Consider the following 14,836-nt stretch of genomic DNA (forward strand, 5'->3'; position numbering starts at 1 on the left):
CGGAAGCCGGAAGCCGGAAGCCGGAAGCTAGAAGTAGGTGCGGACGAAGTCCGTGACCGTGCCGTCCGCCTCCACCAGCGGGATGAGCTGCCACTTGTCGAACGACGTACACGGATGCGACAGCCCCATCCCCACCCAGTCCCCGACCTCCAGCTCCGCCTCGGCGGAGGTGGCGAGCCAGCCGTGCTGGTCGGACAGGCCCGTGACCGTGATCCCGGTCGCCGGGCGGATCTCGCCGGTGCGGCCGTCGCGTACGACCTGCGCCTCCGGCAGGTCCAGGTCGTACGCCGCGTCCCGCTTGCCCGCGTTGACGAACGCCTGCGCGGCGGACGGGCGCGAGACGACCTGGGCCCAGAGCCGGAACGCGGGCTGGAGGGCGCCCTCCTCGGCGACGCGGTTGAAGGGGGTGAGCCGGCGGTAGTGGCCGTCGTCGTGCGAGATGTACGCGCCGGAGCGGAGCAGCTTGCACACGGGGCGGGAGAGCGCCGGGATCTCCGCGAAGACGTCCGCCACCGCGTCGAACCAGGCGCTGCCGCCCGCGCTGATCACGATCTCGTCCGTGCCGGCGAAGCGGCCCGCCGCGTCGAAGCCGGCCGCCAGCGCCACGAGCCGCCGCAGCCACGCGGATACGGTCGCGCCGTCGGCGCCGGGCACCTCGCCCTCGTACCCGGCCACGCCGGTCAGCCGCAGGGTCGGTACGGCGGCCACCGCGTCCGCGACCGCGGCGCACTCCGCCTCCGTACGGACTCCGGTACGGGCGCCCTCGCCCGCTCCCAGCTCCACCACGACGTCCACCGGACGGGCCGCCCCGGCGGCGCGCAGCGCCTCGTCCATCAGCTCGACGCCGCGCACGGAGTCCACGTAACAGACGAAGCGGAAGCCGGGGTCCCGGTCCAGCTCGCCGGCGAGCCAGCGCAGGGCCGCCGCGTCGACCAGCTCGTTGGCGAGGAAGATCCGCGGGATGCCGAACGCGCGGTAGACACGGGCCTGGTGGGGGACCGCGGCGGTGATGCCCCACGCGCCCCGGTCGAGCTGGCGCGCGAAGAGCTGGGGGGCCATCGACGTCTTGCCGTGCGGGGCGAAGGCGAGGCCGTGGCGCTCCGCGTACGTCTCCAGAAGGGCGAGGTTGTGCTCGACCGACTCGGCGGACAGGGCGAGTACGGGGGTGGTGAAACCGCCCGTGAACAGGGAGCGGCGCTCGGCGGCGAGCGCGCCGACGGTCAGGCCCTCGGCGTCCGGCGGGAGGCCCTTGAAGCGGTGGTCGACGTACTCGGCGTGCTCGTCGGCGTGCTCCTCGGCGGCCATGGGGTGCCTTCCCGTCGTCGGTGCCGTGATCGTGCCCGTGTCGCCATTGCGCGCTATGCAACGGGCATTGCGTATGTCGCTCCACGGTGTCTAACATCCGGGCAGGCGCCGGGTCAATGGTGCCCCGACAGACGCCGATGACCCCTCCCGACGACGGCAACCTCTTCCGACGTCATCGACCCCTTCCGACCCTCCCGACACCCACGACCCATGAGGAGCCCCAGCGTGACCGGAACCGTAGCCGCGGACCGCGCCGTCGCCCCGAGCGTGGACGCCGTCTGCCTCGGTGAATCCATGGTCACCTTCCTGCCCACGCGCCCCGGCCGGCTCGCGGACGTCCCCTCGTACGACCGGACCATCGGCGGGGCCGAGTCCAACGTCGCCTGCGCGCTCGCGGGCGCGGGACACACCGTGAAGTGGGTCAGCAGGGTCGGCGCCGACGGCTTCGGCGACCACCTGGTCGAGGCGATCGGCGCGTACGGCGTGGACACGTCGGGCGTCCGCAGGGACCCGGACCGGCCGACCGGCATCTACTTCCGTACGGCGACCGACCGCGCCACCGACGTCCACGAGGTCGCCTACTACCGGGCCGGCTCCGCCGCCTCCGCCATGGGGCCCGGCACCCTGCCGTACGAGGACCTGTGGGCGGGACGCGTCCTGCACCTCTCCGGCATCACCCCCGCGCTCTCGGACGGCTGCCTCGCCCTCACCCGGGAACTCACCCGCCGCGTACCCGGCCGCCCCCTCGTCTCCTTCGACATCAACCACCGCCCCGGCCTGTGGCGCGACGCGAACGGCGCCCGGGTCCTGCTCGACCTGGCGCGCGGCGCCGACCTCGTCCTCGTCGGGGAGGACGAGGCGGCCGAAGCCTGGGACCTGCACGGCGCGGACGCGATCCGGGCGGCGCTGCCCGAGCCGGACACCCTGGTGGTCAAGCGCGGCAGCGACGGCGCGACGGCGTACACCCGCGCCGGCCACGGCCCTGGTGGGGACACCCGCGCCGGCCACGGTCCTGGCGGCGACACCGGCACCGGATCCGGCCGTGGCGCCGGGGACACCGTCACCGACGTCCCCGCGCTGCGCGTCGACGTCGTGGCCCCCGTCGGCGCCGGCGACGCCTTCGCCGCCGGCTTCCTCTCCGCGACCCTGCGCGGCCTGCCCGTCGCCGCCCGGCTGCGCCACGGACACCTCATGGCCGCCGCCGCCCTCACCGTCGCGGGTGACCTCGCCACGCCGCCCTCCCGGGACCTCGCCGACCGCCTCGCCGCACTGGACGGGAGCGCCTGGGGCACACTTCGTCTCGGACCGGGCTGGACGGGCGCGGACGAGCCGGAGGTACGTACCGCATGAGCCAGACCGTCGACCGCGCGCTGAGCATCCTCCCGCTGCTCGCCCAGGGCCCCGCCGACCTCGGGCAGGTCGCGGAGCGGCTCGGCGTCCACAAGTCCACCGCGCTCCGGCTGCTCCGTACGCTCCACGAGCACGGGCTCGTCCACCGCCAGCAGGACCAGCGCTACCGCCTCGGTGCCCGGCTCTTCGCGCTCGCCCAGGAGGCCGTCGAGAACCTGGACGTGCGCGAGATCGCCCACCCCCACCTCGCCGCGCTCAACGAACAGTGCGGCCACACCGTCCATCTCGCCGTGCGCGAGGAGGGCGACGTCCTCTACATCGACAAGGTCGAGAGCCGCTACCCGGTCCGGATGTACTCGCGGATCGGCAGACCGGTCGCGATCACCGTCGCCGCCGTCGCCAAGCTGCTCCTCGCCGACCTCCCCGAAGCCGAGCGCCGCGCCGTCGCGGAACGCCTCGACTACCCCGCGTACACGCCCCGTTCGACGACCGACGCGGCCGCCTTCCTCAAGGAACTGGCGACCGTACGCGAACAGGGGTGGGCCACCGACCTCGGTGGCCACGAGGAGTCCATCAACTGCGTCGCCGCCCCGATCAGGGGCACGGACGGCCGGGTCGTCGCCGCGATGTCGGTCTCCGCGCCCAACGTCGTCGTCGGCGCCGACGAACTCCTCGCCCTGCTCCCGCTGGTGCGCCGTACCGCAGACGCGATCAGCCGGGAGTACTCCGGAACCGCACCCCGCCCAGAGAAGGAAGCCTGATGACCGAGCAGACCGACCGGACCGCCCCGACCGAGCAGACCGGCAAGGCCGGGAAGACCGCGCTGACGCCCGCCACGCACACCACCCCGCCGGCGCGGTTCTCGCACGGCGTCCGCAAGGGCAACATCCTCCAGGTCGCGGGCCAGGTCGGCTTCCTCCCGGCCGTCGAGGGGCAGCCGCCGACGCCCGCGGGCCCGACCCTGCGCGAGCAGACGCTCCAGACCCTCGACAACGTCAAGTCGATCCTGGAGGAGGGCGGCGCGAGCTGGGACGACGCGATGATGGTGCGCGTCTACCTCACGGACGTCGGCCACTTCGCCGAGATGAACGAGATCTACAACACCTACTTCGCCGCTCAGGGGCTGACGCAGCCGCCCGCCGCGCGGACCACGGTCTACGTCGGGCTGCCCGCCGGACTCCTCGTCGAGATCGACGTCCTCGCCGTCCTGGGCTGACCCGCCTCCCGGGCCGTCTTCTCTTTACCCTCCGCACACCGCACTGGCCCAGCACTCGTACCAGCACCCGTGCGGCACCCGCCGCTCCGCGATCCTCCACGTCCTGCCCCGACCAGAGGTCCAGAGGTCTCCCCCATGCTGCTGCTCGCCGCTGACGCCCCCGCCACCCCGCCCCATACGGGCGGCCTGCTGCTCCTCATCGGGGGAACCGCCGGTCTGCTGACCGTCGCCGCCCTCGGTATCGCCCTGCTGCTCGTCCTGATCATCAAGGTGAGACTCCAGCCCTTCGTGGCGCTGCTCGGCGTCTCCATAGCCGTCGGCCTCGCCGCCGGTCTCTCCGTCACCGAACTCTTCGGCACGGTGCAGAAGTCGGCCGCCGTCTCGATGCTCGAATCGGGGATGGGCGGCATCCTCGGCCATGTCGCGATCATCATCGGACTCGGCACGATGCTCGGCGCCATCCTCGAAGTCTCGGGCGGCGCCGAGGTGTTGAGCACCCGGCTGCTCCGGCTCTTCGGCGAGAAACGCGCCCCACTCGCCATGGGCGTCACCGGCGTCGTCTTCGGTATCCCCGTCTTCTTCGACGTCGGCATCTTCGTCCTGGCGCCGATCGTGTACGCCGCCGCCAAGCGCTCCGGCAAATCGATCCTGCTGTACGCGATGCCGCTGCTCGCCGGGCTCTCCATGACGCACGCGTTCCTGCCGCCCCACCCAGGACCCGTCGCCGCCGCCGGGCTCTTCGAGGTCGACCTGGGCTGGGTCATCCTGATGGGCGCGGTCGTCGGGATCCCGGCCGTCCTCGCCGCGTGGGCGTACGCCGCGTGGATCGGCCACCGCATCTTCGTCGACGTACCGCAGGACATGGTCGAGGCCGCGGAGGAGGCCAAGGCCGCCGTCGCCGCCGAGCAGCGCGCCTCGGGGGTCACCCCGCGGGAGACCCCCGTCGCGCTCGGCACGGTCCTCGCCATCATCGGCACCCCGCTGATCCTGATCCTGCTCGCGACCTTCTCGTCCATCGCGTTCGACCCCTCGACCGTCCGCTCGGTCATCGAGTTCTTCGGCCACCCCTTCGTGGCGCTGACGATCGCGCTGCTGCTCGCGTACTACCTGCTGGGCATCCGGCGGGGCTGGTCGCGCGGCTCGCTGGAGACGGTCTCCACCGCCTCCCTCAAGCCCGTGGGCAACATCCTGCTGGTGGTCGGCGCGGGCGGGGTCTTCGGCGCGGTCCTCAAGGGCAGCGGGATCGCGGACGCGCTCGCCGACACCTTCAACGACGTCGGTCTGCCGGTCATCGTGCTGGCCTGGCTGATCTCGGTCGTGCTGCGCGTCGCGCAGGGCTCGGCGACGGTCGCGATCGTCACCACGGCGGGCATCGTCGTCCCGCTCGTCGAGGGCCAAGGGCTCTCGCAGCCGCATCTCGCCCTGATCATCATGGCGATCTCGGCGGGCTCGATCTTCGCGTCGCACGTCAACGACGGGGGCTTCTGGATGGTCGCGAAGTACTTCGGCATATCGGAGCGCGACACCCTCAAGTCCTGGACGGTGCTGGAGACGGTGCTGTCGGTGGCGGGGTTCGCGGTGGCGGCGCTGCTGAGCCTGCTGATCTGAGGCGAGCGGGGGAGGGGGAGGTACCCCGGCGTACCACCGAGGTGCGGCGCCTCGGCGGTACGCCGGGGTACGCCGGGGTACGCGCCCACCGAACCCTCACCGCAGGCCCTCTTGCGCGATGATCGCCGCCCCGCTTTGGTGACTCGGGTCACGTAACGAGACGAGCGGGAGGCGATGATACGTATGGCAGGAACCACGGAGACCGGCCTGGGCGGCGCCGGTACGGACGACGCGGGCACCGACGCTTCCCGGCCCCGCCGGTCGAGCTGGACGTACATCGGCCCCGGGATCGTGGTCGCCGCGACCGGCGTCGGCGCGGGCGACCTGGTCGCCACGCTCATCGCGGGCAGCAAGTTCGGCTACACCCTGCTGTGGGCGGCGGTCATCGGCTGCGTCGTCAAGATCTCCCTCGCGGAGGCCGCGGGCCGCTGGCACCTCGCCACCGGACGCACCCTCTTCGACGGCTGGCGCAGCCTCGGCCGGTGGACCACCGGGTACTTCGCGGTGTACGTCGTCGTCTGGGGCTTCGTCTACGGGGCGACCGCCATGTCCTCCAGCGCGCTCCCGATCGTCGCGCTCTTCCCGGACGGCCCCGGTCTCAAGACCTGGGCGGTCGTCACCGGCCTGATCGGCCTGGTCTTCGTCTGGTTCAACCAGTACGCCGTCTTCGAGAAGGTCATGACGGTCCTGATCGGCATCATGTTCGTGGTGGTCATGTACGTCGCCATCCGCGTCGCGCCCGACCTGGGCAACGCCTTCGCCGGCCTCGCCCCGGTCCTGCCGGACGGCTCGCTGCTCTACACGCTCGGGCTGATCGGCGGGGTGGGCGGCACGATCACCATGGCGGCCTACGGGTACTGGGTCAACGCCAAGGGGTGGACCAACTCCGCCTGGATGAAGGTGATGCGGCTCGACAACCGGGTCGCGTACATCACCACCGGGCTCTTCGTCGTCGCGATGCTGGTGGTCGGCGCCGAGCTGCTGCACTCCTCCCACATCGCGCTCACCTCCGGTGACCGGGGCCTGATCGATCTCGGCAAGATCCTGGAGGACCGGTTCGGCCCGGCCACCGCCAAGCTCTTCCTGGTCGGCTTCTTCGCCACGTCGTTCTCGTCGCTCATCGGGGTGTGGCACGGCGTCAGCCTGATGTTCGCCGACTTCGTGGAGCGCCTGCGCGAGGGCCGCGCGGCGGCCTCCGGTGACGCCGCGGCGTCCGGCGGCGCGGCTTCGGGAGTCTCCGGAGCCTCCGGGGCTGCGGCGGCGGTCGAGGAGGTCGCGTCCGGCGAGCGGGAGCGTTCGGTGCCGTTCCGCGCGTACCTGCTCTGGCTGACCTTCCCGCCGATCTCGCTGCTCTTCCTCGACGAGCCCTTCGGGCTGGTCGTGGTCTACGGCGTGCTGGGCGCCTTCTTCATGCCGTTCCTCGCGCTCACCCTGATCTGGCTGCTCAACTCCTCCCGTACACCAACGGAGTGGCGCAACGGGATCCTGAGCAATGTGATGCTGGCGGCGGGCGGGCTGCTGTTCGTCGTGCTGTGCGTACAGCAGGTACGGGACATCCCCTGGTAGAGCCACCGTTCGCCGCTGACGCCGCTGACGCGTCCGGCGCCCGCCTCGGTGCCCGGTCGAGCCCGAATGACGCCCGTACCGTGCCCGCGGTGAAGATCGAAGCCATTGCTCTTGCCGAGTCCCTGTTCGCCGGGCGTAAAGTTGGTTCAAACCAATGGAGTTGTGGGCGGTGAGCGGGGACGGCGGTTGGCTGTCCGTGCGGCGAAACGTTTATGACCATGAAATTTCGGCAGAGTGAACTTGTTTCGTTTTCGCATTCGAGTGGAGGCGGTGGCGGATGTGATGCGTACGGAATCCCCACAGTTCGCATCCGTGGTCGATATCCGCCACATCGTTTTGTCCAATTCGGTTGCCTATCCACCCTTATGGCGTTCCACCTGGCGAAAGGCTTGGTAGTCGCGGATTCGGCTGGATAAAGTGCCGACGCGGGTGTATTCAGCAGGAGGCGGCCCGCGGTTCCCGGCGGGGTCCGCCGGTAACGGATGGAAACGGGGATATCAGCACGTGTCGACCGCAATCGCCGTCACCAGCGCAGACCTGGTGCTGCCGGCACAGGACCAGCAGACACCCACCGCCGCGGCGTTCAAGCCTCCCGAGGCGCAGTCGTTCGAGGACGCCCTCACCGACATGCAGATGCTGGTCGAGCAGTACGGCTATGTCGTCGCCGTCTACCCCTCCTCGATCCCGGCCGCGTACGAACGCCGGCTGCACGCCGTGCGGTCCGTCCTGGAGACGGACCGCGTCGCGCTGCTCAGTTCGGATCTGCCGCCGCTCGGTCTTGCCGTACTCGTACGCCAGTTGCGCCAGTTGTCCATCTGCGACTTCAGCCCCGGCGTGGTCGCCTCGGCCGCGCGGCTGCTGTCCCATTACATCCACGCGGGCGCGCTGCTCAACTCCGTGGCCAAGCTCGACCGCGTCCCCGTCAGTCTCAAGGCGCACGCCAGGTCGTGGGTGCCGGGGTCGCAGTTCGGTGTGGTCGCCAGCCCGCAGCCACAACTCGTCAAGATCGGCTCCGGCGCCCTGGCAGGACCGGACTTCGCCACGCAGCTCCTGGTCGCCCGCGGGCAGTCGCAGTCCGACTGGGTCGCCGAGACGCTCGCCCCGGCCTGGGAGGTCGCCGGGGTGTCCGAGGCCGAACTGCCCGCGGACTCGGCGCGCTGGTGGGGAACGGGCAAGCTGGTGGAATTCGTGGCACACCTTCCGGACATCTCCGTGATGTATCAGTTGGTGGCATCCGTACGGCGCGAACGGTGCCACTGGTGCGGAATGGAGTTGATAGGGGACCGGTGCGGCTTCTGTTCCTCACCGCTGCACACTCCCGAGAACCAATCCCAGCCGGCGGGTGTCCTGAATGATGTGTCTCCCGTGAGTCAGGAGCCGTAGTGGTGGAGCCATCGGTCGACGCGGAACCGCGATGGAATCGGTACGGAGTCCCCGGGGACACCTGACACACAACAGGCGGACACTGCTGGGCAGTGCGCGGCAGCCTCCGCCGTAACAGCGCCGTCCCGCACGTCAGTCCAGTACGCCGCCCGCAAGTCCGTCGGTCCCTCACCACGTCGGCCCTCAACCGCCCACCCGCTCCCGTCCGTTCACCACCAACGTCCCCGATCGAGGTTGTACGGTTCATGAACTCCCGCCAGCGCCGTGGCGTCATACTTCTGCTTCTTTCCGTCCTTTGCGCCTTCGCCGCGTTCGTCGGTGTGCTTTCCGTGATCAGCGACGTGAATTCGAAGGTCGGACCCGAAGTGGCCGCCTACCGGCTGAAGTCGGACGTGGCCCCCTACGAGGCCCTGCGGAATGACCAGTTCGAGAAGATCACCATGCCGAAGCGCTGGCTCTCCGACAATGCGGTGACCAACCTCTCCGAGGTCGGCGGGAAGGTGGCCATCACCCAACTGCGCAAGGGCTCGCTCCTCCAGAACGACATGATTGTCAAGCGTCCCGCCCTCCAGCCCGGAGAGCAGGAGATCGCCATCATGATCGACGCCGCCACGGGTGTGGCAGGCAAGATCACCCCGGGCGCCTCGGTCAATGTCTTCGCCACGTTCGCGGCCGAGAGCCAGGGCGCGGCGGCCCAGTCGAAAATCATCGTCTCCAACGCGAAGGTGCTCGACGTCGGCAAGCTGACGGCGCTGGAGCCCAACAGGGACTCCAAGAACCAGGCCACCGAGGCCGTCCCGATCACCTTCGCCCTCAAGACCCTCGACGCCCAGCGCATCGCGTACGCGGAGTCCTTCGCGCAGCACGTCCGCCTCGCGCTCGTCGCTCCCGGCAGCGACACCACGCTCCGCCCCGGCGAACGCACGTACGAGCTCGGCAAGGACAAGTGAGGTACTGATGTCGACGAGGATCATCCCGGCCGTCGGGGACGCCGACGCGGCCAGATCCATCACCACGCTGCTCAGCCAGCTCCCCGACGTGGAGCCGGCGCCGCCGGTGTCGGACTCGACGCAACTCATCGACCTGCTCGCCCGGCTCGCCGGCGAATCGCTCGACGAACTGCCCGAAGTGGTGCTGGTCCACGAGCGGATCGGCCCCGTCCCGGCCCTGGAGCTGATCCGCGAGGTGGCGCTCCGCTTCCCGGCGATCGGGGTCGTCCTCGTCACGGCCGACGCCAGCCCCGGACTCTTCGCCTCGGCCATGGACTCGGGCGCCCGCGGCCTGGTCGCGATGCCCCTCAGCTACGAGGAACTGGCCAACCGCCTCCAGGCCGCCGCCCAGTGGTCGGTCGGCGTCCGCCGCCACCTCGGCCACGGCGGCGACGTCTTCACGGGCCCCGGCGGCACCGTCGTCACGGTCACCGGGGCCAAGGGCGGGGTGGGCGCCACCCTCGTCTCGATCCAGCTCGCCCTGGCCGCCCAGGCGTCCGGCAGAACGGTCGCCCTGGTGGACATGGACCTCCAGGCCGGCGACGTCGCCTCGTACCTCGACGTCCAGTTCCGCCGGTCGATAGTCGACCTGGCCGCCATCACGGACATCTCGCCACGCGTCCTGTCCGACGCGGTCTTCAGCCACGCCAGCGGCCTGGCCCTGCTCCTCGCCCCCGGCGAGGGCGAACGCGGCGAGGAGGTCACCGACCGCGCGGTCCGCCAGATCATCAGCGCCCTGCGCTCCCGGTACGAGGTGGTCGTCGTCGACTGCGGCACGCAGATGACGGGCGCCAACGCCGCAGCCGTGGAAATGGCCGACACCGCCGTCCTGATCACCACGCCGGACGTGATCGCGGTACGGGCGGCGAAGCGCATCGTACGACTGTGGGACCGGCTCCAGATCCGCAAGGCGGAGGAGACCACCACGGTCGTCAACCGCTACAGCCGCGCCACGGAGATCCAGCCGGCCCTGATCCAGAAGATCACCGGCACCCGACTGGCCAACTCCGCGGTCCCCGCCAACTTCAAGGAACTCCAGGGCGTGGTGGACGCGGGCCGCCTCCACGAACTGGAGAGCAAGAGCGTCGTCAAGCAGGCGCTGTGGGGACTGGCCGGGGAACTGGGCCTGGTCAAGATCCCCGACTCCACCGAAAAGAACGCCAAATTCCGCAACGACCGGGGCGCGATCGGCACCCGCCGCCGCAGAGGCGGCAGGAGCGGACCGGACTCCGGCTCTCAAGAGGGGAATGGCTGACCATGCGCGCTTCGGGGGCACGGACGGGGAGTTGGCGGCGGCTTCGGCCGGGGCCACGGCTTGCGCTGCCGCCGAGGTCCGGCACGTACGCGCAGGAGCGGGCACGCCGTACGCCACGCGACCACGGGCAGACCACGATCGAGTTCGTCGGCGTCACACCGCTGATCATCCTGCTGTGTGTCGCGCTCTGGCAGTGCGCGCTGATCGGCTTCACCTTCATCCTCGCGGGGAACGCGGCGGATGTGGGAGCCCGGACGGGTACGGGGGCCGAGTGGGGTCAGCGGGCGGCATGCGTGGAGGCGGCCAAGGAAGACCTGCCGAGCGCCTGGTCGGGGTCGGCGTGGGTCGAGTGCGACGGCAACGGGCCCGGCCTCTACCGCGCCGAGGTCAGGCTGAAGGTTCCGATACTGGTGCCGGGTGTCCTGAACTGGGACTTCTCGGTCGAGGGCAACGCCGCATCGGTCAAGGAGGGCTGAGTCATGTCGGAGCGTATGGATGTACGGGCCCCCGAACGCCGCCGTATCCGTATCCGTCGCCAGTCCGGCCAGGTCGCCATCGAGTACCTCGGGTTCATTCCGCTGCTGCTGCTCGTGGCGCTCCTCGCCATCCAGCTCGGGGTCGCCGCGTACACCGCGAACCAGGCGGGTACGGCGGCACGCGTGGCGGCGCGCATGGCGAGCAAGGACAGAGCCGACCGAGAGCTGCCACCGGCAACGGCCGGTAGAAGCGCGATCAGCGATTGGCTGTCGGACGATGTCGAGTTCGACCGGATCCCCAGCGGCGACGAGGTGACCTACACGGCCAAGATCAAGATCCCGACGGTGGTCCCCGGCATCGATGACTGGGGAGTGGTGGAGCGCAGCTCGACCATGCCTCGCGACTGACCACATCCAGGGGCTCACGACTTCAAGAGCACCATCAGGCAGCACCACCGAGGAGAAACGCACCATGAGCCTGCGGGCACGGATCACCTCCCCCGAGGAGAACGGCGCATCGGGGGGAGACAGCCACCTCGTCGCCGCATACCGCGCCAAGCTGCTCGAAGAGATCGACCTCGCCGAGATGTCCACCCTGGCCGCAGCCGACCGGCGTACCCGGCTGGAGCGCGTCCTCGGGCATATCATCAGCCGCGAGGGCCCGGTGCTCTCCACCGTCGAGCGCGCCCAGTTGACCCGCAGGGTCGTCGACGAAGCCCTCGGCCTGGGCATCCTGGAACCCCTGCTCGAAGACGCCTCGATCACGGAAATCATGGTGAACGGGCCCGACCAGATCTTCGTCGAGCGCGGCGGCCGGGTGGAACAGCTCCCGATGCGCTTCGGCTCGCACGAGCAGCTCATGCAGACCATCGAGCGCATCGTCTCCACGGTCAACCGGCGCGTCGACGAGTCCAACCCGATGGTCGACGCCCGCCTGCCGTCCGGTGAGCGTGTCAACGTCATCATCCCGCCGCTCTCCCTGACCGGCGCCACCCTCACCATCCGCCGCTTCCCCCGCGCCTTCACGCTGACCGAGATGCTCAGCTTCGGCTCGCTGGACCAGCAGATGCTGCTCCTGCTGTCCGGACTCGTCCAGGCCAAGTTCAACATCATCGTCTCCGGAGCCACCGGTACCGGGAAGACGACGCTGCTCAACGCCCTCTCCGGGCTGATCCCGGAGGGCGAGCGCATCATCACCATCGAGGACTCCGCCGAACTCCAGCTCCAGCAGTCCCATGTCATCCGCCTGGAGTCCCGCCCTGCCAACGTCGAGGGCAAGGGGCACATCAGCATCCGCGACCTCGTCCGTAACTCGCTGCGTATGCGCCCCGACCGTATCGTCGTCGGTGAGGTCCGAGGCGGTGAGTCCCTCGACATGCTCCAGGCGATGTCCACCGGTCACGACGGATCCCTGGCCACGGTCCACGCCAACAGCGCCGAGGACGCGCTGATGCGTCTCCAGACCCTGGCGTCGATGTCCGAGATCAAGATCCCGTTCGAGGCGCTGCACGACCAGATCAACAGCGCCGTCGATGTGATCGTGCAGCTCACCCGGCACGCCGACGGTTCCCGCCGGATCACGGAGATCGCGCTCCTCGACTCACACGGCAGGGAGGACTACCGCATCGTCAGCGCCGTCCGGTTCAACGCCCGCCCCATGAACTCCGACGGACTGATCCACGGCGAATTCCAGTACTTCCCCCTTCCGCGAAGCGTGGCCGAGCGCATCTACATGGCCAATCAGCCCATTCCTCAGGCCTTCGGAGTCGCCGCGTCCGAAGAGCAGCTCCTCACCCGAGAGGCCAAGTAGGTAGCCCGTCATGAATGATCTCGTTCTGCCCACGATCGGCATCACGCTCCTGTGCTGCCTGCTCGGCGTCATGGGTGTGCACGCTTATTCGTCCGGCAAGGTCCAGCGACAAGAGCTGCTGAACCGGCTCTCGGCCACCGGCCCCATAGCCGTAGTCGGCCGTCGGCACCGGTTCGCCGGCCTCGACCGTCGACTTCGTAGGACCAGGTTCGGAAAGAAGCTCGAACTCAAACTGGCCGCGACCGGACTCGATCTCACCCCGGGTGAGTACTTCGTCTACGTGCTCGCGGGGGTGGCCGCACTCTGGATGGCGGCGTCATCCATTCTGACCTCGTTCTTCGGCCCGCTGGCCGGGCTCGCGGCGCTCTGGGGCGCCAACACGTTCCTCAACTGGCAGCGCACCAAGCGCACCGAACGCTTCATCAACCAGTTGCCCGAACTCTCCCGCATCCTCGCCAACGCCACTCAGGCCGGTCTCGCGCTGCGTACGTCCATCGCCATGGCGGCCGACGAGTTGGAGGCACCCGCGGGCGAGGAACTCTCTCTCGTCGCGCGCCAGTTGGCTGTCGGCGAGTCTCTCGACAGTGCGTTGGGGGACCTCGCGGCCCGGCTGCCTTCCAGGGAACTGGTCGTCCTGGTGACCACGCTGGTGCTCTCCAACCGCGCCGGCGGTACGGTCGTGAGCTCGCTGCGCAACCTCACCGAGACGCTGGAGGAGCGCAAGGAGACCCGTCGTGAGGTCAAGACGCAGCTGTCCCAGGTCACGGTCACCGCGTACGCCGTTCCAGGTTTCGGATTGGGCGCGCTGTTGCTGCTCAACACGGTGATGCCTGGCGCCCTCGACCGTATGACCGCCGCCCTGCCCGGACAGGCCGCCGTCATCGTCGCCCTGATCCTTTACGCCATCGGATTCGTAGTGATCCGCCGCCTGTCCCGTATCGACATCTGAGGGAGGAGGCCGAGATGGAACTGCTGCTCGCGCTTGCGATCGGGCTCTCTGTGTACGGTGCCTTCCACGGCATCCGCATGTATCGCGCCGACGCCAAACTGCCCGGTGACCTCGCCATCGCATTGGAGGTCGGCTCCAGCCGCACCAGCGCGGTGGGCTCAGGCATCGACCGGCTCGGTATGCGCTGGGCGCCCGCCGTACTGCGGATGATGGGTCCCAAACAGGTCAACAAGAAACGCCGCCAGATCGACTTGGCAGGCAACCCCGGCGGACTCACCATCGACCGGTACGCGGCCCGGCGCGCGGTCTACGGAGCCCTCGGTGTGGCCGGAGCCTTTTCGATGTTCATCAGTGGCCAGGTATTCCTGGCCGCGCTCATGATTCTCTTCGGTCTCTTCTGGATCGAGGCAGGCATCTGGTCCGCCATCCGCGTCCGGAGGGACCACATCGAGCGCACCCTGCCCGATTTCCTGGACGTACTCGCCGTGGTGGTCAGCGCCGGACTGGGTTTCCGGCAGGCGCTCGACAGGGTGGCCGAGAAGTACGAAGGCCCCTGGTCCGACGAACTCCGCATCACGCTGCGCCAGATGGACATGGGCGTCAGCAGGCGGCAGGCATTCGAGGAACTACGCAAGCGCAACGACTCGGAGCAGGTCGCCATGTTCGTCACGGCGCTCCAGCAGGGCGAGGAGCTGGGCGCGCCGATCGTGGACACGCTCATCGCCATCGCCAACGACATGCGGCGTACGGACGCGCAGAACGCCCGGCGCAAGGCCGCGAAGACCGTGCCCAAGGCGACCTTCGCGGTGACGTCGTTCCTGCTGCCCGGCACACTGCTGCTGCTGACGGTTGGTCTGTTCTACGGCGCGAACGTGGATTTCAGCAGCCTGGGCGGATGAGGTGCCGTCCGCGCACGATGCTGTGAAAGG

General features: G+C 69.7%; 14 protein-coding genes. 13 read left to right on the plus strand and 1 reads right to left on the minus strand.

What is annotated here, in order from left to right; genetic code table 11:
* Positions 1-27 precede the first annotated feature (27 nt).
* The gene (locus tag ACFXPL_RS05645) at positions 28-1,305 is read right to left on the minus strand and encodes an alanine racemase (RefSeq protein WP_384912968.1); all 1,278 of its coding nucleotides are present in this window, start codon (positions 1,303-1,305) and stop codon (positions 28-30) included.
* Positions 1,306-1,530: 225 nt separating this feature from the next.
* Here ACFXPL_RS05645 and ACFXPL_RS05650 point away from each other — a divergent pair, with 225 nt between their 5' ends.
* From ACFXPL_RS05650 to ACFXPL_RS05710, 13 genes are all read left to right on the plus strand, one after another.
* Entirely contained in the window at positions 1,531-2,655 is a 1,125-nt protein-coding gene (locus tag ACFXPL_RS05650; protein ID WP_384912970.1) for a sugar kinase, read from the plus strand.
* Positions 2,652-3,416 (plus strand): IclR family transcriptional regulator, encoded by a 765-nt coding sequence (locus ACFXPL_RS05655; protein ID WP_384912972.1) that lies wholly within the window; start codon positions 2,652-2,654, stop codon positions 3,414-3,416. The genes ACFXPL_RS05650 and ACFXPL_RS05655 overlap by 4 nt, the downstream gene beginning before the upstream one ends.
* A complete protein-coding gene (locus ACFXPL_RS05660) occupies positions 3,416-3,871 on the plus strand; it encodes a RidA family protein (RefSeq protein ID WP_384912975.1) in 456 nt (151 codons plus the stop codon). The genes ACFXPL_RS05655 and ACFXPL_RS05660 overlap by 1 nt, the downstream gene beginning before the upstream one ends.
* Positions 3,872-4,006: 135 nt before the next feature.
* Entirely contained in the window at positions 4,007-5,479 is a 1,473-nt protein-coding gene (locus ACFXPL_RS05665) for a GntP family permease (protein WP_384912978.1), read from the plus strand.
* Between the two features lie 183 nt (positions 5,480-5,662).
* Positions 5,663-7,045: an Nramp family divalent metal transporter gene (locus tag ACFXPL_RS05670; RefSeq protein ID WP_384912981.1), complete on the plus strand. Its 1,383-nt coding sequence runs from the start codon at positions 5,663-5,665 to the stop codon at positions 7,043-7,045.
* A 504-nt stretch (positions 7,046-7,549) separates the two neighbouring features.
* Positions 7,550-8,428: a hypothetical protein gene (locus tag ACFXPL_RS05675; protein WP_384912984.1), complete on the plus strand. Its 879-nt coding sequence runs from the start codon at positions 7,550-7,552 to the stop codon at positions 8,426-8,428.
* Positions 8,429-8,673: 245 nt separating this feature from the next.
* Positions 8,674-9,378, plus strand: coding sequence for a Flp pilus assembly protein CpaB (gene cpaB / locus ACFXPL_RS05680; protein ID WP_384912986.1), 705 nt, complete (start codon positions 8,674-8,676; stop codon positions 9,376-9,378).
* 7 nt (positions 9,379-9,385) lie between these two features.
* Positions 9,386-10,672 carry a CpaE family protein gene (locus ACFXPL_RS05685; RefSeq protein ID WP_384912989.1) on the plus strand — a complete coding sequence of 429 codons (1,287 nt, stop codon included), beginning with the start codon at positions 9,386-9,388 and terminating at the stop codon, positions 10,670-10,672.
* Positions 10,673-10,674: 2 nt separating this feature from the next.
* Positions 10,675-11,148 (plus strand): TadE family protein, encoded by a 474-nt coding sequence (locus ACFXPL_RS05690; RefSeq protein WP_384912992.1) that lies wholly within the window; start codon positions 10,675-10,677, stop codon positions 11,146-11,148.
* Positions 11,149-11,151: 3 nt separating this feature from the next.
* Complete coding sequence (locus ACFXPL_RS05695) at positions 11,152-11,556, plus strand: TadE/TadG family type IV pilus assembly protein (protein WP_384912995.1); 405 nt, start codon at positions 11,152-11,154, stop codon at positions 11,554-11,556.
* A gap of 64 nt (positions 11,557-11,620) precedes the next feature.
* The gene (locus tag ACFXPL_RS05700; RefSeq protein WP_384912998.1) at positions 11,621-12,958 is read left to right on the plus strand and encodes a CpaF family protein; all 1,338 of its coding nucleotides are present in this window, start codon (positions 11,621-11,623) and stop codon (positions 12,956-12,958) included.
* A 10-nt stretch (positions 12,959-12,968) separates the two neighbouring features.
* Positions 12,969-13,907, plus strand: coding sequence for a type II secretion system F family protein (locus tag ACFXPL_RS05705; RefSeq protein ID WP_384913001.1), 939 nt, complete (start codon positions 12,969-12,971; stop codon positions 13,905-13,907).
* A gap of 14 nt (positions 13,908-13,921) precedes the next feature.
* Entirely contained in the window at positions 13,922-14,806 is an 885-nt protein-coding gene (locus ACFXPL_RS05710) for a DUF5936 domain-containing protein (protein WP_384913004.1), read from the plus strand.
* Positions 14,807-14,836 lie beyond the last annotated feature (30 nt).

It is taken from the genome of Streptomyces sp. NPDC059092 (assembly GCF_042756365.1).
Lineage (GTDB): Bacteria > Actinomycetota > Actinomycetes > Streptomycetales > Streptomycetaceae > Streptomyces.